Below are 24468 nucleotides of genomic sequence, written 5' to 3'. Positions count from 1 at the left end.
CCTCCGTGCGGTGAAGATTCGACACCTCCACCACACACGGGGGCCTTCGCCATGATCAAGCCCGGCCAGTGTTAACAACGCTCGTGATCAATACAGCTAGCGGCCTGCCGGGCCGGCCAGAGCATCGCCGAAGCGGTCCATGACCAGGCCACCGCCGACCTGCTCGCCGCACTGCGGCGCCAGGACGAGGAACTGCTCGAAAGGCTGGAGAACAGCGTCACCCAGAACGCACTGGCCGTGGCAGCCGCGGCCAACGGCTCCGTCCAGGACAACGGCGGCGACCTGACCGACGCGGCCTCCCGCACCATGCGGACCGCCGCCGACCGGAGGCAAGATGCCGCCCAGACCGGTGGCCGACGGGCCAGGGGTGCGGCCGAGGGCGCGGTGCGCGAGATGCCCGAGCCGACCCGGATGGCCGAGGAGGTCCAGGGGGCGGTAACCCGGGAGGAGGAATTGCCTATCCCCCGCTTCAGCCAGCGCAGCGCCGACGAAATCAAGCAGCAGCTGCGCACGCTCTCCCAGTCAGACCTAACAGTCATCGAGGGATACGAACGCACCCACGCCAAGCGGCCCGGAGTCCTGGACGCCATCGAGCAGCTACGCGGCAGTGAGCCCTGGGACGGCTACGACACCATGAACCCCGACCGGATCACCGCCCGGCTGCACGATGTTCCCTCCAGAGTGGCCCGTCAGGTGCTGGAGTACGAGCGGCGCCACCGCCAGCGCGGCACCGTCCTCTCGGCCGCCGAAGCACGCACCGCCCAGTAGGAGGTCCTAACAGAAGTTGTTGATCAAGTGACCGTCGGCTTGTCTGCTCGTTGGTCGGGTCGTGGGGAAACGTCAGTCGCGGCCGTGGATCGTGTCGGACGAACTGTGGTCGCTCATCGAGCCGTTACTGCCCGAGCCGGGGCTGAAGCTGGTGGCGGGCCAGCCGCGAGTGCCGGACCGGTAGGCCTGGTGCGCGGTGCGGGCGCCGCCCAGCACGAGCTGCTGGCGTTCACCGCCTTCCCACGCGAGATCTGGCGGCAGATCTGGTCGAATAACCCGCAGGAACGGCTGAACAAGGAGATCCGCCGCCGCACCGACGTGGTCGGCATCTTCCCCGCCCGCACCGCCGTGATCCGCCTCGTCGGCGCCGTGCTGGCCGAGCAGAACGGCGAGTGGACCGAGGCCCGCCGCTACATGGGCCGCGAACTCCTCGCCAAAGCCCGCCTCCACCCGATCGAGTCAGAAACCGACGAGACCGTCCTGCCCACGAACTCACCGCATAGCCTCAAGTTGTCAGTGATCAGACCCCCGTTAAACCCACCCCGGGCCCGTGTGTCCCGCTGGCCTGGGCACAGCCCTGGTCTCTGGGAGCGAGGACCAGGGCCCGCCTGCCCTGACAGGGCGACCCCAGTGAACACCAGGACGACCCCCGGATACTGCCTCCACCCAGACAGACGTCACCCGAACGGCCTACATGCTCCCGCGTCGAGCGCGCGATGCTCCCTCATCCGGCCCAGCCTGGACCAGGATGCTTCCGCCGCCCGCGTTCCCATGATCGGCTTCATCGGGAGGCGTCAGGCTGTGATAGCTCTGCTCCTGCCGGTGGCGCTCCTGCTCATGCTGTTCGGGCTGGAGGCCTTGGAGAAACTCTTGTTTCCCCCGCCATCAGCGTCCCTGCCGGAGGAGACACCGCAGGGGAACACGACGGACCGCCCCATTCACGAAGAGTGAGACACCGGTTTCTGTCGGCATGACACGAGGCAGCCGTGACCGGCATCAGGTGGTGGTCGTTGAGCCCGATGGCATGCGAGCACCGTGGCGCGGCCCTGGCTGGTTTCGCGTCGGGGCAGCGCACCGGCCTCGGTGACCGCCCTGTCATGGCAGGCGGCCCCTGTTCTTCCCCCTCGAAGACCAGGGGCCGCGTCTTTTTCGCCCGGGAAGGATGAGGACATGGCCGCTGACCTGCGCTGTGATGACGCCCTGCTTCTCGTTGACGACCAGCAGATCCCGGTCGGGGCGGACTTGGGCCTGTTCCTGCCGGATAGAGGCTTGTGGGGTGGTGTCCTGCGCCGCGTGCCGGAATGGGTGGCGGGCGCTGTGAAAAACGCCGATGCGGTTCGCCTGCGCTTGTCGTCCGGGCACGAGCGTCGGATCCGTCCTCTTGGCGCCCCAGGCGACGAGACGTCCGTGCCGTTCATCGGGGAGGGCACCGCGCCGTTCTAGGGCAGCTGCCGGACGGAACGTGACCTGGGTCGGGCATGCCTGCAGGTGGGTACCCGCGACGCAGGCGTGGCCCCCGGGCGTTTCTCCTACTCCAGCGCCCAGGTGGTCCACGATGATCCAACCCACGGCCGCGTGGCACGGTGCCACGCCGCCCGATCAATGTGAGGGAGACCGACATGGCCACCGGCACGGTGAAGTGGTTCAACGCGGAAAAAGGCTTCGGCTTCATCGAGCAGGACGGCGGCGGACCTGATGTGTTCGTCCACTACTCGGCCATTGCCGGCGGCGGCTACCGAGAGCTGCAAGAGGGCCAGAAGGTCCACTTCGACGTCACTCAGGGGAACAAGGGGCCGCAGGCCGAGAACGTCACGCCGGCCTGAGCGAAGCAGCCCGCGGCAAAGGCGTCCTCCCGGGTTCCCGGAGCGGGGTGTAGAACCGCGCGCGTTCCCTTCTCCCGCTCCCATGGTCGGCCTGACCATTGGGTTCCACACCTCGACCAGTGCGCAGACCGTCCCGGACCTGCAGGACAGGGCACCTCCTCCTTCGGCTCAGCCAGCTGACCGAGGGCAGGCCGTAGGCAGCGGCCCACCCGGCGCGCAACTCCGGCGAGCGCCCCCCGATCCCCGGCAGCGCCCACGCCGCCCATCCCGCCCCTCCCTCTCCTCAACTCCAGCCAGGGCATGGGCGAAGGCGAAGGGGGCCGCAACGGGGATGGTCAGCGGCCCGACCACGCCGCACGCTGAGCAGCTGCGCGCGGTGGAGAAAGGCCGGCGCTCTCGGCTCGCCGCTTCGGCGAAGCAGGCCGCCCCCGGCCTGATCCAGTCCGCTGGACGTAACGCCGCCCCTGCCAGGGTCCGGTGGGAGGGGCGGCGTCGCCGTACCTGGTCACTGCGGCGGCGGAACAGACCGTGGCGGGACTTGTCCGGCTCCTGGTCGTGATCGTCCTGCGGCTCCGGCGGTGCAGCGGCCTGGAGGCGGGCGGCTTCGGCGGCGGCTTCCGACGCCCGGCGCGGCCTGGGCGCCGGGCCGCTGGAGCTGCTGCTGCGCCCCTTCGCTGTGGTGGGCTGTGGTCGGGGGCTGCGGGCGTGCCGTGGAGCCACAGCGTTTGCCGGGCCCGCTCGATCGGTGCGGCTGTCGGCTATCCGATGGTGTAGGGGAGGAACTGGACGGAGGAGGCCACGTCGTTGAAGCCGTTGCCCCGGTTGAAGCTGATGGACTCGCCGGGCAGGAGTGTCACGGGCACTCCCTTGAAGTCGTAATCGGGGTAGATCCGGACGAGGAAGCGGCTGTTGTTGACGGCGGAGCTGGTGACATCGTTGAAGTTGTAGTCGTTCAGATGGGTGATGTCCTCGGTGGTTCGCAGGATGCGGGCGTTTGTGGGGGCGTTGTAGTCCCAGTTGTCGTAGAGGCAGACGTAGTTGCGGGTGCATGCGTCGCGGCCCTGGCCTCGGATGATCGAGGCGTCGGCGGAGGCGGGGGCGGCTGCGGTCAGCATGGCGGCGGTGGTGAGCGCGATGCTTGCCGCGAGGCGGACTGGAGTCTGCATGGTCAGCGTCATCCTGCTTTCCGGTAGTGGAGGGGGCGGCGGGGCCGACGGCAGCACTGATGCAGCGCGTACCCGAGGGGGCAACACGGCACGCGTACGTTCCGGCGAAGAGACACAGCCAACGACACCTCGACCCGCGAAGTCATAAACAGCATTCCGATAACCAGGAGTAGCGGCAATACTACTAATGGTAGTCATTGGTGAATTGAGACATCGTCAAGCCGACGCGGTCGCCAGCTCTACGCCCCCTTGCTAGCCCCGCCACCACCGGTAGTCCTCACGGCAGCATGACCACCGAACGGGAACAAAGATCCCCCGGTCGTGGTGCCCCGGTCCAGCCGCAACGCGGCCTCCCACTTCTGCGGGGACCCTTTCCCGCCCCCGTTCGTCGCCTCGTGCGCAAGCGCCCGGCAGCGCGACCGACCGGCCTCAACCAACGGGTCCGCATGAGTGGCGGGAAAGTGATCGCCCGATCGGATGGTTGGCGCGTTGAGGCGTGTCACGAGGGTGGAGGGGGACAGATTGCGGACGTCCCATTCGTCCTTTGCGAAGGAGCACATCATGCATGTACGCCGATCCATGGCCAAGGCGACCAGTACGGCTGCCGCCTGCCCGAGCCGCCGGCGGTGGCGCCGTACGGCTGTCGCTGCGGCTGCGGTGTGTGCCGCGCTGGGTGGCGTGCTGGGCACTGCGACATCCGCAGCGGCTGAGGTGTCCGGAGGCACCGGAGAAGTCCGCAACGCCAGCACCGGACGGCACATCGGAACCTACGGCAACTACGGTCAGGTGCTTGCTGCGTTCACCGATGCGAACTGGTCGGGCTCGTCCGACAGGAGCTGGACCTTCACTCCGCGCGAGCACGGCAGGTACTACAGCATCCAGAGCACCACCAAGGGAACGTGCTGGACCCGCAGCCCGAGGCCGGCAGCCGGTGGCGACTGGGAACGATACGGCCCATGGGTTGTCACCCTGGCACCGTGCAGCCCGAACGCCACGAACCAGCAGTTCCAGCTGTGGTCGGAGCCCTACCCGGCGCCGCGCGGGACGGTCTCCATCCACCCCCGGGACGACATCTCCACCGTCCTGAGGCAGACCAGCGCCCTCGGTGACGGCGGTACCTGGAACGCACTGAGCCTGGAGCACCCCCAGCACACCAACGACGAGCTCTGGACGGTGCCCGTCACTCCCAACGTCGACTGGTGATCCCGTACACCTCCGGCACGTCCTGCGGCATCGAGGCAACAGCGAGTCCAGTCGTGACAGGTATGCGCCGCCCCTCACGACGGTGGCGTCAGCGGAGCGGCCGCAAGGCCCATGGCCGACCAGCCCGCGTAACCACGTCGACGTCGCCCGCGACAGCGCCGGACGCTGGCGGCACCCGGCCCGCCCCCACCGCATCCGCACGGACGTCGACGTGGCGCAGGTACCGCTGTTCGGCGAGGACGGCACCTCGTCATGAGCTTCCTTCGTGGCGGCTTCGGGAGATCGGCTGGCTACCGGTCACCTGACCTGCTCGAGTGTGGTCAATAGGAGTCGGCAGTTGGTGACGGCCTCGTAGCTGCTGCCCAGGGGTTGGTAACGGTAGGAATGGTGGTGGGGCCTTGACTCCTGATCTTGGACACACGAGACACTGGATCCTGAGGATCTGAGAACGGACATCTCGTGGTCATGAAGAACTATCCGCCGGAGTTCAAGGCGGACGCGGTCGCGCTCTACGAGTCGCGGCCCGAGGCGACGATCCGGCAGGTCGCTGCCGATCTGGGGATCAATCCCGAGACCTTGCGGAACTGGGTCCGGGCTGCCGGCGCGAGCCGGCCGCGGGGACGCCGGGCGGAGATACCAGCCGAGCCGCCGACGCCGTTGGAGGCGGAGAACGCGGCTCTGCGCAAGAAGGTCCGCGAGCTGGAGGAGGAACGCGAGATCCTGCGCAAAGCGGCGAAGTATTTCGCCGGGGAGACGCGCTGGTGAACCGCTTCCAGTTCGTTGCCGACCACCAGCGCCGCTACGGCGTGAAGCGGCTGTGCACCATCCTCAACGTCGCCCGCTCCAGCTTCTACTACTGGCGTCGGACGGCCGCGGACCGGGCCGCCCGACAGGCGGCCGACGCCCGCCTCGCCGCCCGGATACGGGCCGTGCACCGCGAGTCAGACGGCACATACGGCGTCCCCAGGATCACCGCCGAACTCCGCGAGAGGGGCGAGCGCATCAACCACAAGCGGATCGCGCGCGTGATGCGAGGTGCCGGTCTGGCCGGCCTGCGCTTGCGCCGCAGACACCGCACCACTGTTGCGGACCCGGCCGCGGCGAAGGCCGGCCCCGGACCTCGTCGGCCGCGACTTCACGGCAAGCGAGCCGAACACGAAGTACGTCGGTGACATTACCTATCTCCCGCTGGACGGCGGGAAGTTCCTGTATCTGGCCACCGTCATCGACCTCGCCTCACGCCGCCTGGCCGGCTGGGCGATCGCGGACACATGCGCACCGACCTCGTCATCGACGCCTTGGCCGCAGCCGAACGCACCCGCGGCAGCCTCGCCGGAGCGGTCCTGCACACCGACCACGGCGCCCAGTACTGCAGCCGGGCCTTCGCCGACGCCTGCCGCGAGGCCGGCGTCACCCAGTCCATGAGCGCGGTCGGCTCCAGCGCGGACAACGCACTCGCCGAGTCGTTCAACGCGACCTGCAAACGGGAAACCCTCCAAGGCCGCCGGGCCTGGGATTCCGAACGCGAGGCCCACCTCGACCTCTTCCGCTGGCTGCACCGCTACAACACCGTCCGACGCCACTCCAGCCTCGGACATCGCAGCCCGATCGCCTACGAGCGAACATTCCGAACAACATCAACTACGCTGGTCAAAGCCGCATAACCCGTGTTCACGATCCGGGGTCAAGGCCCCTCGCTCGCAGTTGGACAGGACCGATCCGGCGGGAACCTGTGGGGCCGCTGCGGTGTCGTGATCCACGTGAACAACAAACTACTCACAACGGCGGCGAGTGCCGTTGGTGCCGTCGCGCTGGTGTTTATCGGTGAATGGGACAACGGCCGGCGCACCCGGAAGGCAGAGGCCTGCAAGGATGCTCCGGCGGACCGCGCGGCCCTCGAAGCTCAGGCCAACGAACTGGTGGCGGCGGTGCTCGCCCTTAAGGTCGCGGGAAACACGAACGATCACCTCTGGGGCGGCTGGGGAGCCCGCCTGCCGGTGCATCACCACACCCATCCCCGGTGCCATCAGGAGCACCCGCTGACCCCAAGAAGTCCTCGCAACGACACCCTGCGGGGCCGCGTACCTCGCTTGTCCGCCGACCTCACCACCGGCACCGGCTACCCGAGAGGACCCAGCCCTGATGTCCATATGGCCTTCGATCGTTGCCGTACTCGGTACCCTCGCCGGTGCCCTGACCGCCGGACTCCTACAGCACCGTTCGGCACGCACCGCACGCGCCGAGGAGCGCGCCGACAGCCACCGCCAGGACCAGCTCAGGGCCGTCACCGACTTCGCGGCCGCCCTGGACGCCCACCGCTCGGCGATGTTCCATCGGGAGCGCCTGGCCCTGACCGAGGCAGGCACCGAGCACCAGCTGGAGGCCCAGACGAGGTCCCACGACACCCGGGCGGCAATCACCGCGCCCCACATCCGCCTTCAGGTCCTGGTCCCGGAGCTGACCGACCCTGCCCAGCAGGCCGCAGATGCCACATACGCGCTGCGCAAGGCCACCGACCGGACCGAGCTGGACGCCCGGCGGCATACGGCCAAGGAAGCATCCGTCGCCTTCATCACCGCGGCCGCCACGCTGCTGAGCCCCAACAACCGCTGACTGAGAGCGACCACTGCCAACGTGACTGCCGGCAGCCCTGCCGGTGATTGCTCCTTGCTCCTCTGCCTCTGCCCGGGCGGGACTTCAATGAGATGCCAGGGAGGCCCCTGTCGGGGCCTCCCGTTCAATCAAGATCGAGAACGTGTTCAAAGAAGTGCCCCGAAAGGCTTAAACGCTATGCGCTTCATCTCCAAGACGTCGTTGGGCGGCGTGACCGAGCAGCTCTTCATCCTCGACGAGATCCCAGGCGTGCTGTGGACGCCGGAAGACGCCCACGGCACTCGCCCTCTGATCCTCATGGGACACGGCGGCGGGCAACACAAGAAGGCCCCCGGCATCCTGGCCCGCGCGCATCACTTCGCCGCCGAGGGCGGGTTCGTGGTCGCCGCGCTCGACGTACCCAACCACGGCGAGCGGCCGACGGACGAGGAGTTCGACCGGATCGCGACCGAGTACCGGGCGCGTATGGCCGCCGGAGAGGATACGGCTGCGCTGGACACGGCCATGTACACGCTCGTGGCCGGGCAGACCGTCGCGGAATGGAGGGCGGTCCTGACCGCAGTCCAGCAACTCGACCATATCGGCGGCGGACCGGTGGGCTATTGGGGCGTGTCGCTGGGCTGCGCGCTCGGTATACCGTTCGTCGCCGCAGAACCTCGAGTCCGCACCGCGGTGCTGGGTCTGCAAGGGTCGCCCGTGCTGGCCGGGACCGCCGCGCAGATCACCGTGCCGGTGCAATTTCTGGTTCAGTGGGACGATGAGCGAATGCCCCGTGCACAGAGCCTGGCGTTGTTCGAGGCCATCGGCTCAGCCGAGAAGACACTGCACGCCAACCCGGGCCAGCACGGAGATCTGCCGCGGTTCGAGATGGACGACTCGCTGCGGTTCTTCACCCGGCATCTGGGCTGATACGTCTGTAGTACACGCCGCCGACGAGCGCCTACGCGGGATCGTCACCAGGACGAACGTTGCCTGACACGGCACTGGTTACAGTAGTTCAGAGAAGCGACCATCCCGAAAACGATCGTGCCCGACCAGGTGGCGGTGGCGCTCATGCTTCCAGCGTCGGCGGCCGCGGTTCCCTCGCATCCGGGAAGGACCGCAGCCGCGCGCCGGGGAGCTCGGTCAGTGGCTGTTTCGGATCCTTTGTTCATTCGTTGGGCAGTGCGTGGATGCTCGCGATGGTGACGCAGAGCCTTTTGCAGCCCTGCTGGGGGCTTACTGGCTCTGGTCGGAGTTCGATGATCAAAACGTTTGCAACGCGGGACAAGGGCGCCGTGGAGCGGACGGACCGTGATAGTCGGCATCGCGGTGACCACCGTGATCCTCGCGGTGACGTCCGTCGTGGTGCCTGGCGTCTTTAGGTGAGCGTCTATGCGCTGTTCGGGGAGCCGGTGGTGTGGCGCGCCGCCGGCCAGCAACCGGACGGGCCGCAGGATGATCAGCCGGACAGGCGGGGATGCGGGCCCGCATCCCCGCCAGCGCCTGCGCAGCCCCCGGGTTCGGCGCAGCCTGCGGGACCGCCCGCCCGGCTGCACCGTTCTCCCAGCGGTGCAGCCACACCATGCCCGTGCGCGGTGGGCGCGGCCCCGAACGATAATTCACAAGCGCGCAACCGGGTCTCCGGTCCCATCGTGGAGGTGTGACCACGCGGGCCGCACGGCTTGCGGGTGCGGTCGGCGACGACGGCTGCGACCGTATGAGTGAGGAGTAGCACCGAACGGGCGATGACGGAGGTGACCGTCATGCTGAGGGCGCATCCTTCGCTCCTGCGGGAGCTCGTCGAGCGCTGCGAGACGCTGAGGCGGCGCTCGGCGTCCGATTGCAGTGCTGAGACCGGGCGCCAGCTTGAGGATGTGGCGTACACGCTGTGTGTGGTCACGGGCACCCGCCAGCTGGACACGGCGCTGTATGTGGCCCGCCGGCAACTGGCCGACGCGATGAGACGCCAGCAGCCTCTCCGCCACTGACACGTATGTCCAGAAAATCCTGAAGTGATGAATCGCAGCAGGAAGGTGGCGACCATCATGGCCGAACACCCGCACGCAGCACTGGTACGCCGGGGGTACGAGGCCTTCTCGAGCGGTGACTTCGACACGCTGCGCCAAGTGCTGGCGGCCGACGCCGCGCACCACGCGCCCGGCAACCACCCGCTGGCCGGTGACTTCAAGGGGCAGGACAGCGTCATCGACTACTACCAGCGCCTGGGCCAGGAGACGAACGTGACCTTCCAGGTGGAGTTGCGGAACCTGTTCGTGGACGGCAGGGGGCATGTGGTCTCGGTCCACTACGCCACGGCGGAACGCCAGGGCAAGAAGCTCGAGGAGAACGGAGGCATCATCTTCCGGATCGTCGGCGACAAGGTGACCGACCTCGACCAATGCACCGAGGACATCGACAAGGTCAACGAATTCTGGTCCTGACGGCCCCGACCGCTGCTCCCGCGTCCGTCCGCGGCAGGGACCGGCATCGCCCGGTGTGCCGGCCCTCGGCGCACCGGGCGTCCGTGCGCACCGACCCTCGCCAGTGCTCAACAGTGCGGCCGCAGCGACAGTGCGCTTCCCCCGAAGCGGACCGGAGCTGGCAGACGGCACGCGATGCCGCCTCAGGAACGCGGGAACCGTGAGCGCGCTGCCCAAGGACATGGTGGTGGCCTACTGGTGCCTGGACGTCCTGGAGCGTCCAGCCCGCCAGGGTCGGGATGCTCTACTCCGGCTGAGCCGACGCACCCCGCCTCCGCACAGCGTGTCGTCGTCGCCTTTTCAGCGTGAGGCTGACGTCCCGATCTGTCCCGAAGCGGCGTGATGGCCAGCTCGCGTGGACCACCGCTGGGTGCCTCACCGTCTGTCACGGGCGGGCAGTTGAAGGGCGGAGTGGGGGCTATGTCAAGCGGGACGGGTGGCAACTACTGGCAGGGCAAAGCACTGCCGAGCGTCTTCAAGCACGAGCTGCTGCGGCGCTACAGGGGCCAGCTCAGGTTGTCGAAGCCCGGCATACGCAGATCGACCTGCCAGTACGGAAGAAGTCCATCAATTGCATGGCATTCGTGGCAGTGTGAGTTCATATCAGCGTGGGATCCTCCAAGACGGGTCAAAGTGAATCAAGCACAGGAAAACGAGGAGAGTGCCGCCATGCCGATGCTGCTGCTCAAAGGGACGTACAAGATCGTCGGGGCGAGTCCCGACGGGGACTCCGTCCGCTTCTACCCCGATAACCCCGACCAGTGGGACCTCCTGCACGGACGACGGGTACGGCGCAACCGCAGCGGCGGCGCTCAGCTCCGCCTCGACGGCATCGACACCCTGGAGACCCACTACCGCCCGCCCCGCGGTCCCGAGCTGCACCAGCCAGCCCCGTTCGCCGGCCAGGCCGCAGACGAACTGCTGTCCTGGCTGGGCTTCGAGGACGTGCAGCGCAACACCCACGGCATCGTCACTGACAGCAGCCCCGCCTCCCGGCCCGGCTACATCCTCACCCGCAGCGCGGACGTTCACGGCCGCTGTGTCGCCCTCGCCGGCCGCGGAACCGACGCTCCCGGCCGCAGCGGCACGCTCCTCACCGTCACCCCGGACCATCTGCGTGAGACGGCCAATCACCATCAGCTCGCCGAAGGCCTGGCCTACCCCACGTTCTACCGCAAGCTGTTCGTCGACCTGCGCAAGGAGATGACTGCGGCAGTGGAGCAGGCCCGGCAGGCCGACAAAGGGCTCTGGCCCAAGGACCAGACCCACAGCGGAGCGAAGGTGGAAGGAATGTCCACCCTCACCGACACCGCGGCACTGCTGCCCAAGCTGTTCCGCCGCCTCGCGGACTACCTCCAGCTCAACGACGGCGACGCTTCGCTGGAAGGCTTCCCCGACTACCTCGAGCAGCGCGACGATCGGCTGTTCATCCTCTCCACCGGGCAGTGGACCGGCTTCGACACCATCGTCAAGGTCACCAACGGCAACACCGTACGGCTCACCCATGATCCCGAGGACCTCGTCTTCGACGAGAAGTAGCCAACCCAGCGGCGGCCGCATCCGGGCGGTCTGCACTGCTCTTCCGCTTGCGCTCAGGCACGGCCCCGACCGTCTCCAGCACTGATGAGGTTCAGCGCTGGAGCGACGGTCGCTCCAGCGAGAGATGAACGCATGGCCTTTACGGCGAGTACGAGTCCACGAGGTACGCCTTCTCCCCCACCATCAGCGGTGCGTCGGCGGGCCCGTTACGTCCGGTTACGGCAGGTCGGTAGTGCCGGCAAGCCGACTGGAGTACCGCACCGATGGATCGCGGACACCCCAGCGAGTGCCAGGGCCGCCAAACTGCGCAGCGGTACTCCGGTGGGGTGAAGTCGCGGCGCACCATGCAGTCCCGGCCCACAGTGTCCAGTAGGTGTAGTGCGTGATCAAAAACCTGATGCGTGCCGCGGCGATCGCCGCACTGGCCCTCGCCCCGGTGGCCGTTCCCGCCTCCGCTTCCAGCACTCCCGGCGCGGTGAAGGCAGCAATCGACTGCCCGTCCGGCTACGTGTGCATCTACCCAGAGATCAACTTCGGCGGCCAGCCGTGGGTGCGGCGTGCCGTGGACGGCAGCGTGAAGGACCTGCCCTCCGCGATCCGTGACCGCGGCAGCTCGATCCGCAACAACTCCGACCGCACCGCCCGCGTGTACGAGAAGCGCAACCACAGCGGCCGGCACGTGTGCGTCACCCGCAGCGGCGGCTCCATCCACGACCTGCGCGGCTACAACCTCAACGACCAGACCCGCTCACTGAAAATCAACCGCAACGACTGCGGCTGACCACCCACACCCACCGCACCAAGGCGTGCACTGGCGCCCAGGGCGGTAGCTCAGGTACCGAACGTGTGCGGTGTACTCACCCACGAGCCGCGGCTGTGCGCCCTTGCACGTGCGCGGCTGCCGGTGCCCTCATAACCTGGTGTTGCTCGGGGTAGCTCCGGAGGTCTGCCATGCCCCGAAACATCTGGAGCGGCGCGATCAGCTTCGGGTTGGTCACCGTGCCGATCTCCGTGGCCAGCGCCACAGAGGACCACTCGATCAGGTTCCACCAGTACCACCTGCAGGACATGGGCCGGGTGCGGGTGCGCAAGTACTGCGAGATCGAGGACCGCGAGGTCGACCAGGGCGAGATCGGCAAGGGCTACCAGCTGACCAAGGAGCAGGTCATCCCGATCAGCGACGAGGAGCTACGGGACCTGCCCCTGCCGACGGCCAAGGCCATCGAGATCGTCGCGTTCGTACCGCTGGACTCCGTCGACCCCCTGAAGATCGGCGAGGGCTACTACATGGCGCCGAGCGGGCAGGTCGCCGCGAAGCCGTACAAGCTGCTGCGCATGGCCCTCGACCGGAGCAGCAAGGTGGCCGTCGCGAAGTACGCCTGGTCCGGCCGCGAACGCCTCGGGCTCCTCCGGGTCCGCGAGGACGTCATCGTTCTGCACGCCATGCGTTGGCCTGACGAGATCAGGTCGCCGGAGGAACTGCTGCCGCCGCCGGTCGAGCTCAGCGACGAGGAGATCGACGGTGCGCTCGCGCTCATGGACAGCATGACCCGCGAGGACCTTGAAGGTGAGGAGTTCCAGGACACTTACACCGAGGCCCTTGAGCAGATCATCGAGGCCAAGCGGGAGGACCGCGAGCCGCCGAAGCTTCAGGAGCCGGAGTCGAAGCCGGGGCAGGTCGTCGACCTGATGGCCGCCCTGACCGAGTCCGTCGAGAAGGCCAGGGCCTCGCGCGGCGAGGACGCCGACGTGCACGAGATGCCGAAGAAGAAGGCCGCGAAGAAGCAGCCGGCCAAGAAGACCGCGGCGAAGAAGGCCGCGGCAAAGAAGACGTCCGGGCGCCGGCCGCGCAGCGCCTAGACCTCGATGCCGAGCACCGTGTCCGGCCTGCACTTCGTACACGCCGGCACCTGATGGCGTAGCGCCTCGATCGCCTGCGCCCTGGTCGCGGGCTTCACCCGCTTGCCTGGGTCCCAGCACTCACCCGTGTGTACGGCAACGATGTTGCTGCGGTCCAGGCCCCGCTCGATCAGCCACTCGGGCACCGGCGAGCGCCGCGCTTCACCGACACGCCGCTCCGCCTCACGGCGTTCCTCATCGACGATCCACCTGCGAGTGCGGGCCAGGTCACGCTCCTGCACGCGCTCCAGGAAACGGAGCAGCGCGAGTCGCGACACCCCAGAATCGTTCATGCGTTCTATTCTATGATCGGGGCGCCACACAGCCCCACCCCCACCCCGCGGAGCAGGCATGAACCACGAGGAGGCCGCCAGCAAGCTGGGCGTCGACCCGGCCTCCCTCTCCCCTGCCCCCACCGCGCCCCGCTTCGCCCAGACCTGGGCGCGAATGCAGCAGGAGCCGCCCTGCTCCGCCTGCGGCCAGCCGTCCCGCATCAGCGGCGTGATCCACGACCGAGACCACGGGCCCCGCTGGCCCGACCGATGCCGTGAGTGGCTTTATCGAGCAGTAGTGACGTCACTTGTCGACGGGTTTGGGAGGCGCCCGGTTCCACGGACGGGTGGTGTTGGCGAGTTCGGGAGGCACCGAGTCTCTTGCCAGGGCAGCATCGGGGTGCTCCTGGTGAAAGGTGCTGGTCATGCCGCGGATGTCGAAGGTCGAGCTGTACGCGGCGATCCGACGTGACCATCGCAGCGGTGTATCGATGCGGGAGCTCGAGCGCAAGCACGGCGTGACGTGGCGGACGGTCCGGAAGGCACTGGACTCGGCATGGCCGGAGCCACGCAAGAAGCTGCCGCCCCGGGCGACCGCCCTGGATCCGTACAAGCCGGTGATCGACGAGATCCTCCGCGCGGACCTCGATGCGCCGCGCAAGCAGCGGCACACCGTCACCCGGATCTTCCACCGGCTGGTCGAGGAACACTGCGCCGACGTCTCCTACGGGATGGTCCGCTACTACGTCGCCGCCCGGAAGCCCGAGATCCTGGCCGCGTCCGGCAAGGCCCCGCTGGAGGCGTTCGTCCTGCAGACGCACCAGCCCGGCCATGAGGCGGAGGTCGACTTCGGCGACGTGACCGTGCGGCTGGCCGGCGAGCTGGTGACCTGCTACCTCTTCTCCTTCCGCCTGTCGTACTCGGGTAAGGCCGTCCACCAGGTATTCGCCTCCTGCGGCCAGGAAGCCTTCTTCGAAGGCCACGTCCACGCGCTACGGACGCTGGGCGGTGTCCCGCGGAGCTAAGGTGCGCTACGACAACCTCAAGGCCGCCGTCGCCCGGGTGCTCGGGCTGAGCCGGGCGCGGGTGGAGGCCGACCGGTGGATCGCCTTCAAGTCGCACTACGGCATCGAGAGCTTCTACTGCCAGCCGGGCATCGAGGGCGCCCACGAGAAGGGCGGCGTCGAAGGGATGATCGGCTACTTCCGCCGCAACCACTTCGTTCCCGTCCCCGAGGTCTCCTCGCTCGCCGAGCTGAACGAGATGGTCGAGCAGTGGGATCGGCAGGACGACGCACGCCGCATCGGTGCCCGGTCCAAGACCGTCGCCGAGTGCTTCGCGCTCGAGCAGCCGCTGCTGATGCCCCTGCCCGAGGAGCCGTTCGAGACGGGCCGACTGTTCACCCCGCGGGTCGACCGCTACGGCCAGATCCCGGTCCGCACCAACCGCTACTCGGTGCCGATCCGGCTGATCGGCAAGCGGGTGCGGGTCGTCCTGCACGCTTCTCACCTGGTGGTTTACGACCAGAACGTGGAAGTGGCACGGCACGAGAGGCTGATCGCCAAGGGCGCCGTCCGCCTGGACCTGGATCATTACCTGGAGGTCCTGGTCCGCAAGCCCGGCGCGTTTCCCGGCTCGACCGCCCTCGAACAGGCCCGCTCGGCGGGCAGGTTCACTCCGGTCCACGACGCCTGGTGGGCTCAGGCCCAGAAGGTCCACGGTGAGCGAGACGGCACCCGGGCCCTGATCGAGGTTCTGCTGCTGGGCCGGCACCTGCCGCACGAGCACATCGTCGCCGGTCTGGCCGCGGCCCTGCGGGCCGGGGCGATGACCGCCGACGCGGTCGCGTTGGAGGCCCGCAAGGCCGCCCAGGCCGAGACCGAGCCCGCGCCGTCAGGCGGGCCGTCGCCCGGCAAAGCGTCGGCGAACGTGACGTCCCTGTATGAGTGGAAGCTGTCCCATCTCCCGCCGGACACCAGGCCACTGCCGTCGGTGACCCCCTATGACCAGTTGCTCCGACGTCGTCGCGCCAGCGGCGGTGACCACCGAGAGGGAGAAGCACAGTGACCCTGCCCCGCCAGCGCGGCTTGACTGAGCAGGCCGCCGACGCCGCCATCGACACCGCCTGCCGCATGCTGCGGCTTCCGTCGATCCGCAACGAGTTCCCCGAGATCGCTGACCGGGCGATGAAGGACCAGATGACCTACCGTGGCTTCCTCGCCGAGCTGCTGATGGCCGAGTGCGACGACCGGGCCCGCCGCCGCTCGGAGCGGCGGATCAAGGCAGCCGGCTTCCCGCGGGAGAAGTCGCTGCGGACCTTTGACTTCGACGCCAACCCGAACATCGACCCGGCCACGATCCATACCCTGGCCAGCTGCGAGTGGATCAAGAAGAGCCAGCCGCTCTGCCTGATCGGCGACTCCGGCACCGGCAAGTCGCACATGCTCATCGCGCTGGGCACCGAGGCCGCCATGAAGGGCTACCGCGTCCGCTACACGCTCGCCACCAAGCTGGTGAATGAACTGGTCGAGGCCGCTGACGAGAAGCAGCTGAACAAGACCATCGCCCGTTACGGACGCATCGACCTTCTCTGCATCGACGAGCTCGGCTACATGGAACTCGACCGCCACGGCGCCGAACTGCTGTTCCAGGTACTGACCGAGCGTGAGGAGAAGAACAGCGTCGCCATCGCCTCCAACGAGTCCTTCGGAGGCTGGACCAAGACGTTCACAGACCCCCCGCCTCTGCGCGGCCATCGTCGACCGCCTGACCTTCAACGGCACCATCATCGAGACCGGCACCGACTCCTACCGCCTCGCCAGCACCCGGGCACGAGCTGAGGAGCCGGCGAAGGCCGGCTTAGCTCAGGGCGACCAGACATACGGTGTCGTCATGGTGACCGCGTGCAGGCCAAGGCGGGTGAGGATCGGGGCGCTGTCGGCTGAGGCGTCGACGTAGACGTAGGGGACATCGCGGGCAGCAGCGAGTTGGGCTCGGTGGGCGACCATGGCCCGGTAGATGCCCTGTCCTCGCCATTCCTTGAGCGTTGAGCCGCCCCAGAGGCCGCCAAAGTCGACGCCGTCATTGAACACCAGCCAGGCGGCGCAGACGACTTCGGTGCGTGCCTCGGCGACGAGGACGATGGTGTTCTCTGGGGCGTTCTCGATCCGGGCGGCCAGGTCGTCGGCGAGCCAACTCCAGTCCTCGCCCCAGACCGTGCTCTCCATAGAGGCGATGCGCTGGAGGTCTGTTCTGGCGGTGACACGGCGGAGGGTCACGCCGTCGGGCAGGACGGGGTCGGCGGCAAGGTCTGCGGACCGCCCGATGAGCACGGTCTCGCTGTCCTCGGCGACGAAGCCGGCCGCGGTGAGCCGGTCGGTGAGGTCGGCGGGGAGATCGTGAGCGCGAGTCTTCCATTCGACCGCCTCACCACGGGCAGCGTAAAAGTCACGCTGCCGCGCTATGAGCGTGTCGAGTTCTGCCCCGCCCACACCAAGGTCGCGTGGGCCCGTGACGAAGCCACGGTGCCAACCGACGACACGGGTCAACGGGCCGTCCTTCTCAACACGGGTGCTGCCGCCAGGCGGGGTGACACCACGGAGTTGGGCGTCATACGCGGTGCGGAGTTCGTCGATCAGAGTGTCCTTCACTCGAACACCGTACGGACCGGGTCAAGTGATTAAACGCCGGTCGAAACCGCGCGAACATAAGGGGCTGCACTCTCTCACCCGGCCACCGGAGATCAGAAACAGGTACTGGCCTCTGCCGCTACCTGCCTCGACGGCCAGCCGCCCTTCGGGCGGCTGGCCGTCCCCACGTTCGCATCCACGCAGTGCCGTCATTTCTCATCCACATTCCAGAGCCGGTTGATCACCAACTGCCTCCGGAAATCGTCGACAAACGCTGTCCTTGGAGATCAACGAAGCCACCTGGCTGTACGACACGGGAGAGGAGGACGGGCGATGAGCAGGATTCCGCTCAAGAAACACCAGATCGACCAGAAGTCGAGTTTCCGTAAGTGGGTCGGATTCCCTGCAAGGTCATCTGTTCCCCCTCAGGGTGCCTGTGGCACGATCGTGTCAGCGACCGGGTCCGGCAAAACGATCATGGCTGCCGCGAGCGCTCTGGAGTGCTTCCCGGAGGGCCGGATCCTCGTGACCGTGCCGACCCTGGACCTGCTCGTGCAGACCGCCCAGGCGTGGCGGGCGGTGGGTCACCGCTCCCCCATGGTCGCGGTGTGCTCGCTGGAGAATGACCCCGTGCTGAACGAGCTGGGGGTGCGTACCACCACCAACCCGATCCAGCTCGCCCTGTGGGCCGGGCACGGGCCCGTCATCGTGTTCGCCACGTACGCCTCTCTCGTGGACCGCGACGACTACGAGGCCCTCCAGGAACAGGAACGCCCCTACGGGCCCTGGCAGGGCGGCGGGGAGGGCAGGGCGCGCAAGAAGACGCGCGGGCCGCTGGAGGCCGCTCTGGCGGGCGGAGAGCGCCTGTACGGCCAGCGCATGGACGGTTTTTCGCTCGCCATCATCGACGAAGCCCACGGAACCGCAGGTGATCTTGGCAGGCCGTGGGCGGCGATCCACGACAACACCCGCATCCCCGCCGACTTCCGGCTGTACCTGACCGCGACCCCACGCATCCTCGCGGCTCCCCGCCCGCAGAAGGGCGCGGACGGCCAGGAGCTGGAGATCGCGAGCATGACCGACGACCCGGATGGGACGTACGGCGCCTGGCTTCCTGGGGCTGAACTTGGGCTCTCGGAGGCGATCGAGCGGGCGATCCTCGCCCCGTTCGAGATCGACGTGCTGGAGATCCGCGACCCCTCGCCCGTGCTCGGGCTGTCGGAGGAGGCGCTGCGGGGCCGGCGCCTGGCCCTGCTGCAGACCGCCCTGTTGGAGCACGCGGCGGCGTACAACCTGCGCACGGTCATGACCTTCCACCAGAAGGTGGAAGAGGCCGCCGCGTTCGCGGAGGCGTTGCCAAAGACCGCAGCCGAGCTGTACGTCACCGAGACCGATGACGCGACCATGGTCAAGGCGGAGAAGGAACTCCCCGCATCCTCGATCGACGCGGAGTTCTACGGGCTGGAGGCCGGCCGCCACGTACCCCCGGACCGGGTGTGGTCGGCATGGCTGTGCGGCGACCACCTCGTGTCCGAACGCCGCGAGGTCCTGCGACAGTTCGCCAACGGCATCGACGCCAACAACCGGCGCGTGCACAGGGCGTTCCTCGCCAGCGTTCGCGTGCTCGGGGAAGGCGTCGACATCACCGGCGAGCGCGGAGTGGAGGCGATCTGCTTCGCCGACACCCGCGGCTCCCAGGTGGAGATCGTGCAGAACATCGGCCGGGCGCTGAGGCTGAACCGCGACGGCTCCACCAAGGTCGCGAGGATCATCGTGCCGGTCTTCCTGGAGCCCGGCGAGGACCCCACCGACATGGTCGCCTCCGCCAGCTTCCGCCCCCTTGTAGCGGTGCTCCAGGGCCTCCGCAGTCATGACGAACGACTCGTTGAGCAGCTCGCCTCCCGTGCCCTCAGCAGCGGGAAGCGCAAGGTGCACGTCCGTCGCGATGAAGAAGGGCGGATCGTCGGGGCCGGCGGCGAGGGCGACGGCGAGGACCAGGAGCAGGACGACACCGACGCCGCTGCCGAGTCCGCCCTGCTCCACTTCTCCTCTCCCCGAGACGCCGCCACGATCGCCGCGTTCCTGCGCACCCGGGTCTACCGGCCGGAGTCCCTGGTGTGGCTGGAGGGCTACCAGGCCTCATCCGCTGGCGGAAGGAGAACGAGATCACCAGCCTGCACGCCGTGCCCTACGACGTTGAAGTCGAAGTCGGGGCGACGAAGGCGTTTCCGCTTGGGCGATGGGTCCACCAGCAGCGGAAGGCCCTGCGGGCAGGGGAACTGGAGCCGCGCCGCAAGGAGCTGCTGGACGCCCCGGAGGCCGGGATGGTGTGGGAGCCGGGCGAAGAGGCGTGGGAATCCAAACTCGCCGCGCTCCGCTCCTACCGGCAGGCCACGGGCCACCTTGCTCCCCGCCAGGACCAGGTGCGGGGCGAGGGCGAGGCGATGGTGCCCATCGGGCAGCACATCGCCAATCTGCGCCGCAAGGGCGGCCTCGGCAAGGACCAGAAGGCGGAGCGCGCGAAGCAGCTGACCGCGATCGCCCCGGACTGGAACTGCCCCTGGCCGCTGGACTGGCAACGCCACTACCGCGTCCTCGCCGACCTGGTCGACGCCGACGGCAGCCTGCCCGACATCGCACCCGGCGTGCTGATGGACGGCGATGACATCGGCCGGTGGCTCCAGCGGCAGACCCAGCCGGGCACCTGGGCGCAGCTGTCGACCGAGCAGCAGGAGCGGCTGTCCAGGCTGGGCGTGAAGCCAGTCCAGGCGCCGTCTCTGGCTCCTGTGGCCGCGCGCTCGACAAAGGGCACGGGCAAGGCACAGCAGGCCTTCCAGCTCGGCCTGGCAGCCCTCGCGCAGTGGGTGGAACGGGAAGGCGCCCACCGGCCTGTCCCGCGCGGCCACGCTGAAGAGATCGCGGTCGACGGTGAGCCGGAGCCGGTAGTCGTCAAGCTGGGCGTATGGACATCGAACGTCCGTGCGAGGCGAGACAAGCTCACTCAAGAGCAGTTGGACGCGCTGCGAGAGCTGGGCGTGGAGTGGGCGTAGCGCGTTAGGGGTGCGGCTGGCCGCCGCAGACAGGTCGGCCGCACCCCAAACCTGGTGTTCAGTCCGTCGCTGTGTGATCTCGTGGTGGGAAAAATCCGAGGCGCTCTGAACCGTCGACGCTGAAGGCGTAGATCCTGGCACGTTCGGTGATGGCGGCGGGCGGAGTGCCGTTCTCGATGATGATGACCTGTCCCGGGGGGTTGTCGAGCAGGTCTCGGTAGAAGTGCTCGACTACGTCGTAGGTCATCAGCTCTGGATCGGTTTCCCGGTTTTCGGCCTGTCGGTAAGTGACGACAGGCGAGTCAAGCATCACGAATCCGGGGTGGATGAATCCGCGAGCTCGGTTGCGGCGTGCCAGCGATACTACGAAAGCCGCATGGATGATGGACCGCATGCCGTGGCCTCGGCTACCCCGGGGGCGCCCATCGACTGCGATCTCTGCACTGGTCGGGTTGTAGGTGACCCGGTTTTCCCCGGGGACATGCCAGGCTTGAAGCGTTTGATGAATCGCCTGCTCGAAGTCCGAAACGTCGGCAGCGGGAATGCCGTCTGGCCTGACCGGCGGCGGGGCGGGCAGGACATTCGACAGTGATGCCTTCATCTCCTCGAGCTGCTCGATCTGGGCGTGGATGGCCAGCTCCTGCTCCAGGCGTGAACGAGCCGCGAGGACCTCGCTGGTGTCTGTCGTGAGTGGTTCGAGCTGCTCCTCGAGTGCGCGCAGTTCACTGTCGATGCCTGTGAGCTGGTCGTCGTGGAGGGCGCTCTCGGCGTTCAAATCTGCCGTTTGAGCCTCAAGATCTTCGATCGTGCTGAGAAGGTCGCGGTGCAGCTCGGTGGTCTTCCGAGTCTCGGCGGCAACAGCTGCGACCAGTTGCGTTGTCTCAGCAAGGTGATGCCCAGGGTGCTGATGCTCTGGTTCTGCACCACAAAAGACGCAGGTTCCGGTCTGGAAGTAGCCCAGGAGATTTCCTGCTTCGCCGACCATGCGTAGGCGTTCGAGATCTGACTCACTGCTCCCGTAGCAGTGCGAACCGGGCTAGAAGTTGACGCACTTCGCTGGCGCGCTGCTGATTGGCGCTGTCGCTGGCTTCCAGGTCGCGGCGACGCTGCAGGAGCGCGGAGCGGGAGGCGATGAGCTGACCGGAGCGGGAAGTGGCGGTGTCCAGTGAGCTTTGCAGGCGGGCCAACTGCTCACGTAGCTCGGACTGATTTGCGGCGATGGTGAGCTTTTCGCGGGCGTCATCAATGAGGCGGTCAAGGATCTCGACCTGGCCCTTGCCGACCTTCTTCTCCACAGTGCCAGGCGCAGTCGGGCCGACTGGCTCGTCCTGCCCGGTGAGGAGGAGCTTGAGGACTGACTTCTCGCTGGTCTCGTTCTGCGGCAGCCCCGTAGTGAGGACCGGAGACCGCTCACCGCCCATACGCGAGTCGTTGATGACGGACAGCCGAGCCAGGTCCCGGAAGTTGAGCAGTCGTACTTCGCCGCGTGAGTTCCGCAGGATCTTCAGTCCGTCGATCCCCAGCGCCTTGAGGAGGTAACGGGAGATGTTTCGCTGGGAGGTCGAACTGTGCTTGAAGCTGAGTGTGGCGTCGGCCGGCGCCGTGGTGAGCTGGCGCAGATCCCGGTTGAACACGTCGATGGTGCTGTCCGCGAGCCCACGGGAGAGGGGCAGGACCCTGCCGTCGTCTGCTCGCAGCCCGAGCAGGATGCGACTGTAGCCCTGGTCCTCCGGGATGGGCTTGAGCTCGCTGGCGCCCAGCATGTAGTCCACGGACTTCTCTACGTAGGACTTGCCACGCTCAGAAGCGCCGTAGATGGCTGTCAAGCCCGGACTGAACTCAACAGTCGCGGGAGGCTTGCCCACTCCGAGGAATGTCAGGTGTACCAGCGTCAGCCTGTTCACAGCACGTCCCCTTCGGCTGGGTGAGGAGTGTCAGCGGTGAGGCGGTCGAACCAGCGCTGGGTGATCTGCTTCATGCCGTCGCGGACGTCCGTTTCTTCGTGCATATAGGTGCTGACTAGCCAGGAGGCCCGTTCCGTGAGCAGCCCGACGTAGGGGGCTTCCAGGACGTTGAGGAAGCTGGCGGCCTCCTCTGTGGCGCCGTAGAGGAAGCCGTCGTCCATGGCGGTCATGTCGGCCAGGCCGGCGCGCATCAGCACGACGAGTCCCTGTTCGATGAGGCGCCGGCGCATGCCGAGTTCGCCAGGACCGACGGGAAGCTCGGGGTGGAGGCTGGACGGGCCGTCGGTGAGGTCGCCGCTGTGGAGCATCGCGTGGTCGAGGTAGACGAGCTGGGCGACGTCCAGGCGGCGGGGGAAAGTCTCGGACAGCAGGACCAAGGCGCGGACGCCGACTTCCAGGGGGCTGTTGAGAGGATTCACGCGGACTCCTCTTTGCACCAAGTCAGCTTGTGGTCGTTCGCCAGATGGTGGCAGAGACCCTTGAGGTCGAGGACTTCCACGACGGGGGCGAGGATGTTGTGTGGGTTGGGCTGGTGGGCTGCGGCGGCGTCCAGCACTGCGTCCAGGCGCTCGTGTCCGCAGTTGTAGTCGCGGTCCTCGATGTCGGCCACGGCGTTGTACAGGTTCGTTTCGATCTTCTTGTAGGTGGCCTCGGGGACGCTCTCGCGGGCGAAGACCCGCAACGCGTCTGCGTGGAAGAACGCCTCTCGCTGTCGGGCCAAGTGCCGGTTGATCCGCTCGTGCTCCCGAGCCTGGGCAAGGGTCTCCAGGCTGAGGCCGTACTTCTCGTTGTAGACGTCCAGGAGCTTTTGCACATACACGGCCTCGTCAGCCCTCTGTTCTGCGGGCGCCGGATCGGCATCTGGACGCGGCTTGAGCTGCTGCGGGAAGCGCCGTACGTGGTGCGGGGTCGTCGCGTGCAACTCGAGGATGTTGTCGATGTCTGCGGCCTCGAACATCGAGAAGTCTGTCTGTCGAGCGAGGTCCCCGACCGCCTGCCGCAGTGCCGGATCAAGGTCCGTGCCGAGCTTGGAGTCCGCCTTGTCCCAAGCTTCGAGGAAATCCTTCCTCAGTTTCGGGGGGGTGGACGAGGAGCCGATCCAGGGTCTGGCCGATCTTCGGTGCAACGAAGACGTACCGGGTGGGCAGCTCGTACTCGCCCAGTACCTTCGCCGTGAAGATCTTGACCATCTCGGGCCACGCATCGCTTTGCGTCAGCGCCTTGCTGTAGTGCTTGCACTGGTAGCAGTGCCACTCGCCGGCGGTGCCCTGCGGAGTCAGACAGGCCGCGACGTCCGCTCCTCGGTCGCCTGCCCCGCCCATTCTCTTCACCCGAAGATAGGGTCGCCCGTTCCACAGGCCGAAGGCCCGGACCCATTCGACGGTGAAGTCCTCCCAGTCGTCGGCCTTGTAGACGTGGGCGAGGAGCTGTTGCGGTGTGAAAGTAGGAGCGCCCTGCGGAGCGGTGACCACCACCGGAGGCGAGGTCGGCTCCGGGATGTTCTCGAAGACTGGCCTGCCCCATCGCTGCCTGGCTCCAGCTCCCCAGCCACACTTCACCCCCCCCCGGCACTGAGCCGTCACACAAGATCACGCAACGTAGTCATATCATCCCGGCTCGCTCACCGTGAAGGCCACGGAGCGCAACGTGCACGCGCTCGGCCTCTGGCCGGTACATCCCGCGTCTACGTCGTGGCCCGTCCTCTCCCCCTGCCGGGGCAGTCTGCACGCCGACGACATATCCCTTTCGCAGCCCATGAACAGGTCCTCTTCGCCCGGTTTGGCGCCGTCGGGCCGTCGGCCGAGTTCGCCGGGCACGCCACGCGATGTCCCGTTCAACCGCTGGCCCTTCGGCAGCGAAGGCGGCGGGCGAGGAGTGCGGCGGTGAGCACGGCTGCGGCGGCGAGCAGGTACAACTCGTAGCGCTGGATGGCGGGGTAGAGGGTATTCAGGTGCTGTCCGGCGAGGTCGCCGAGGCTGACCCAGGCGCCGACCCACAGCGCGGCGCCGAGGGCGTTGAAGGCGAGGAAGCGGCGCCATGGCATCTCGGCCAGCCCGGCGATGATGCCGTTGGCTTGGCG

Annotated in this window: 22 protein-coding genes and 6 pseudogenes; 18 read left to right on the top strand and 10 right to left on the bottom strand. The window is 67.7% G+C overall.

The annotated features are described in order from the left end of the window. The first annotated feature begins 237 nt into the window (after positions 1-237). The 5 genes and pseudogenes from ACIBNA_RS43860 (at position 238) to ACIBNA_RS43840 (ending at position 2591) form a co-directional block, all read left to right on the top strand. Positions 238-768, top strand: coding sequence for a hypothetical protein (locus ACIBNA_RS43860; protein ID WP_399170993.1), 531 nt, complete (start codon positions 238-240; stop codon positions 766-768). An 88-nt stretch (positions 769-856) separates the two neighbouring features. Continuing rightward, positions 857-949 (top strand): annotated as a pseudogene (locus ACIBNA_RS43855) (IS5/IS1182 family transposase); the annotation flags it as partial. A 26-nt stretch (positions 950-975) separates the two neighbouring features. Then, positions 976-1239 (top strand): annotated as a pseudogene (locus tag ACIBNA_RS43850) (transposase); the annotation flags it as partial. A 699-nt stretch (positions 1240-1938) separates the two neighbouring features. Further along, positions 1939-2211 (top strand): hypothetical protein, encoded by a 273-nt coding sequence (locus ACIBNA_RS43845; protein WP_399170991.1) that lies wholly within the window; start codon positions 1939-1941, stop codon positions 2209-2211. Positions 2212-2387: 176 nt separating this feature from the next. Further along, positions 2388-2591 carry a cold-shock protein gene (locus ACIBNA_RS43840; RefSeq protein WP_399170990.1) on the top strand — a complete coding sequence of 68 codons (204 nt, stop codon included), beginning with the start codon at positions 2388-2390 and terminating at the stop codon, positions 2589-2591. A gap of 758 nt (positions 2592-3349) precedes the next feature. Here the strand turns inward: ACIBNA_RS43840 and ACIBNA_RS43835 are convergent. Further along, positions 3350-3757, bottom strand: coding sequence for a peptidase inhibitor family I36 protein (locus ACIBNA_RS43835; RefSeq protein ID WP_399170989.1), 408 nt, complete (start codon positions 3755-3757; stop codon positions 3350-3352). A 561-nt stretch (positions 3758-4318) separates the two neighbouring features. Here ACIBNA_RS43835 and ACIBNA_RS43830 point away from each other — a divergent pair. The 10 genes and pseudogenes from ACIBNA_RS43830 (at position 4319) to ACIBNA_RS43785 (ending at position 13434) form a co-directional block, all read left to right on the top strand. Continuing rightward, complete coding sequence (locus ACIBNA_RS43830; protein WP_399170988.1) at positions 4319-4960, top strand: RICIN domain-containing protein; 642 nt, start codon at positions 4319-4321, stop codon at positions 4958-4960. Between the two features lie 82 nt (positions 4961-5042). After that, the gene (locus ACIBNA_RS43825; protein ID WP_399170987.1) at positions 5043-5216 is read left to right on the top strand and encodes a hypothetical protein; all 174 of its coding nucleotides are present in this window, start codon (positions 5043-5045) and stop codon (positions 5214-5216) included. Positions 5217-5419: 203 nt separating this feature from the next. Next, a pseudogene (locus ACIBNA_RS43820) lies at positions 5420-6624 on the top strand (IS3 family transposase). 478 nt (positions 6625-7102) lie between these two features. After that, positions 7103-7573 (top strand): hypothetical protein, encoded by a 471-nt coding sequence (locus ACIBNA_RS43815; RefSeq protein ID WP_399170986.1) that lies wholly within the window; start codon positions 7103-7105, stop codon positions 7571-7573. A gap of 177 nt (positions 7574-7750) precedes the next feature. Further along, a complete protein-coding gene (locus tag ACIBNA_RS43810) occupies positions 7751-8482 on the top strand; it encodes a dienelactone hydrolase family protein (protein WP_399170985.1) in 732 nt (243 codons plus the stop codon). Positions 8483-9300: 818 nt separating this feature from the next. Then, positions 9301-9543 carry a DUF5133 domain-containing protein gene (locus tag ACIBNA_RS43805; RefSeq protein ID WP_399170984.1) on the top strand — a complete coding sequence of 81 codons (243 nt, stop codon included), beginning with the start codon at positions 9301-9303 and terminating at the stop codon, positions 9541-9543. A 57-nt stretch (positions 9544-9600) separates the two neighbouring features. After that, positions 9601-9996 (top strand): nuclear transport factor 2 family protein, encoded by a 396-nt coding sequence (locus ACIBNA_RS43800; RefSeq protein ID WP_399170994.1) that lies wholly within the window; start codon positions 9601-9603, stop codon positions 9994-9996. A gap of 708 nt (positions 9997-10704) precedes the next feature. After that, a complete protein-coding gene (locus tag ACIBNA_RS43795) occupies positions 10705-11574 on the top strand; it encodes a nuclease (protein ID WP_399170983.1) in 870 nt (289 codons plus the stop codon). 382 nt (positions 11575-11956) lie between these two features. After that, a complete protein-coding gene (locus ACIBNA_RS43790) occupies positions 11957-12355 on the top strand; it encodes a peptidase inhibitor family I36 protein (RefSeq protein WP_399170981.1) in 399 nt (132 codons plus the stop codon). A 170-nt stretch (positions 12356-12525) separates the two neighbouring features. Further along, positions 12526-13434: a Ku protein gene (locus ACIBNA_RS43785; RefSeq protein WP_399170980.1), complete on the top strand. Its 909-nt coding sequence runs from the start codon at positions 12526-12528 to the stop codon at positions 13432-13434. Here the strand turns inward: ACIBNA_RS43785 and ACIBNA_RS43780 are convergent. Beyond that, complete coding sequence (locus ACIBNA_RS43780) at positions 13431-13766, bottom strand: DUF6233 domain-containing protein (RefSeq protein WP_399170979.1); 336 nt, start codon at positions 13764-13766, stop codon at positions 13431-13433. The two genes, ACIBNA_RS43785 and ACIBNA_RS43780, sit on opposite strands and share 4 nt — an antisense overlap. 283 nt (positions 13767-14049) lie before the next feature. Next, positions 14050-14172 carry a hypothetical protein gene (locus ACIBNA_RS43775; protein ID WP_399170977.1) on the bottom strand — a complete coding sequence of 41 codons (123 nt, stop codon included), beginning with the start codon at positions 14170-14172 and terminating at the stop codon, positions 14050-14052. A gap of 7 nt (positions 14173-14179) precedes the next feature. On the opposite strand from ACIBNA_RS43775, the pseudogene istA reads away from it, so the two are divergent. Next, a pseudogene (gene istA / locus ACIBNA_RS43770) lies at positions 14180-15812 on the top strand (IS21 family transposase). After that, positions 15809-16601 (top strand): annotated as a pseudogene (istB, locus tag ACIBNA_RS43765) (IS21-like element helper ATPase IstB); the annotation flags it as partial. The pseudogenes istA and istB, both read left to right, overlap by 4 nt. 8 nt (positions 16602-16609) lie before the next feature. Here the strand turns inward: istB and ACIBNA_RS43760 are convergent. Continuing rightward, entirely contained in the window at positions 16610-17395 is a 786-nt protein-coding gene (locus ACIBNA_RS43760) for a GNAT family N-acetyltransferase (RefSeq protein WP_399170976.1), read from the bottom strand. A 312-nt stretch (positions 17396-17707) separates the two neighbouring features. On the opposite strand from ACIBNA_RS43760, the pseudogene ACIBNA_RS43755 reads away from it, so the two are divergent. Then, positions 17708-20424: pseudogene (locus tag ACIBNA_RS43755) on the top strand (Helicase associated domain protein). Between the two features lie 58 nt (positions 20425-20482). Here the strand turns inward: ACIBNA_RS43755 and ACIBNA_RS43750 are convergent. The 6 genes from ACIBNA_RS43750 to ACIBNA_RS43725 all read right to left on the bottom strand — a co-directional run. Continuing rightward, a complete protein-coding gene (locus tag ACIBNA_RS43750) occupies positions 20483-21409 on the bottom strand; it encodes a hypothetical protein (RefSeq protein ID WP_399170975.1) in 927 nt (308 codons plus the stop codon). 22 nt (positions 21410-21431) lie between these two features. Next, positions 21432-22328 carry a hypothetical protein gene (locus ACIBNA_RS43745; protein WP_399170974.1) on the bottom strand — a complete coding sequence of 299 codons (897 nt, stop codon included), beginning with the start codon at positions 22326-22328 and terminating at the stop codon, positions 21432-21434. Continuing rightward, positions 22325-22807 (bottom strand): ABC-three component system middle component 2, encoded by a 483-nt coding sequence (locus ACIBNA_RS43740; RefSeq protein WP_399170973.1) that lies wholly within the window; start codon positions 22805-22807, stop codon positions 22325-22327. The genes ACIBNA_RS43745 and ACIBNA_RS43740 overlap by 4 nt, the downstream gene beginning before the upstream one ends. After that, positions 22804-23346, bottom strand: coding sequence for an ABC-three component system protein (locus ACIBNA_RS43735; RefSeq protein ID WP_399170971.1), 543 nt, complete (start codon positions 23344-23346; stop codon positions 22804-22806). Before ACIBNA_RS43735 ends, ACIBNA_RS43740 begins: the two co-directional genes overlap by 4 nt. Positions 23347-23398: 52 nt before the next feature. After that, positions 23399-23860: a hypothetical protein gene (locus tag ACIBNA_RS43730; protein ID WP_399170970.1), complete on the bottom strand. Its 462-nt coding sequence runs from the start codon at positions 23858-23860 to the stop codon at positions 23399-23401. Between the two features lie 362 nt (positions 23861-24222). Continuing rightward, positions 24223-24468 (bottom strand): DedA family protein (locus ACIBNA_RS43725; protein WP_399170969.1); only part of this gene is annotated, 246 nt, incomplete at its 5' end.

This window comes from Streptomyces sp. NPDC050164 (assembly GCF_044459945.1).
Taxonomy (GTDB): domain Bacteria; phylum Actinomycetota; class Actinomycetes; order Streptomycetales; family Streptomycetaceae; genus Streptomyces; species Streptomyces coeruleorubidus_A.
Note: the sequence above shows the minus strand (reverse complement) of the source record. Positions and strands in the feature narration are given on the sequence as shown.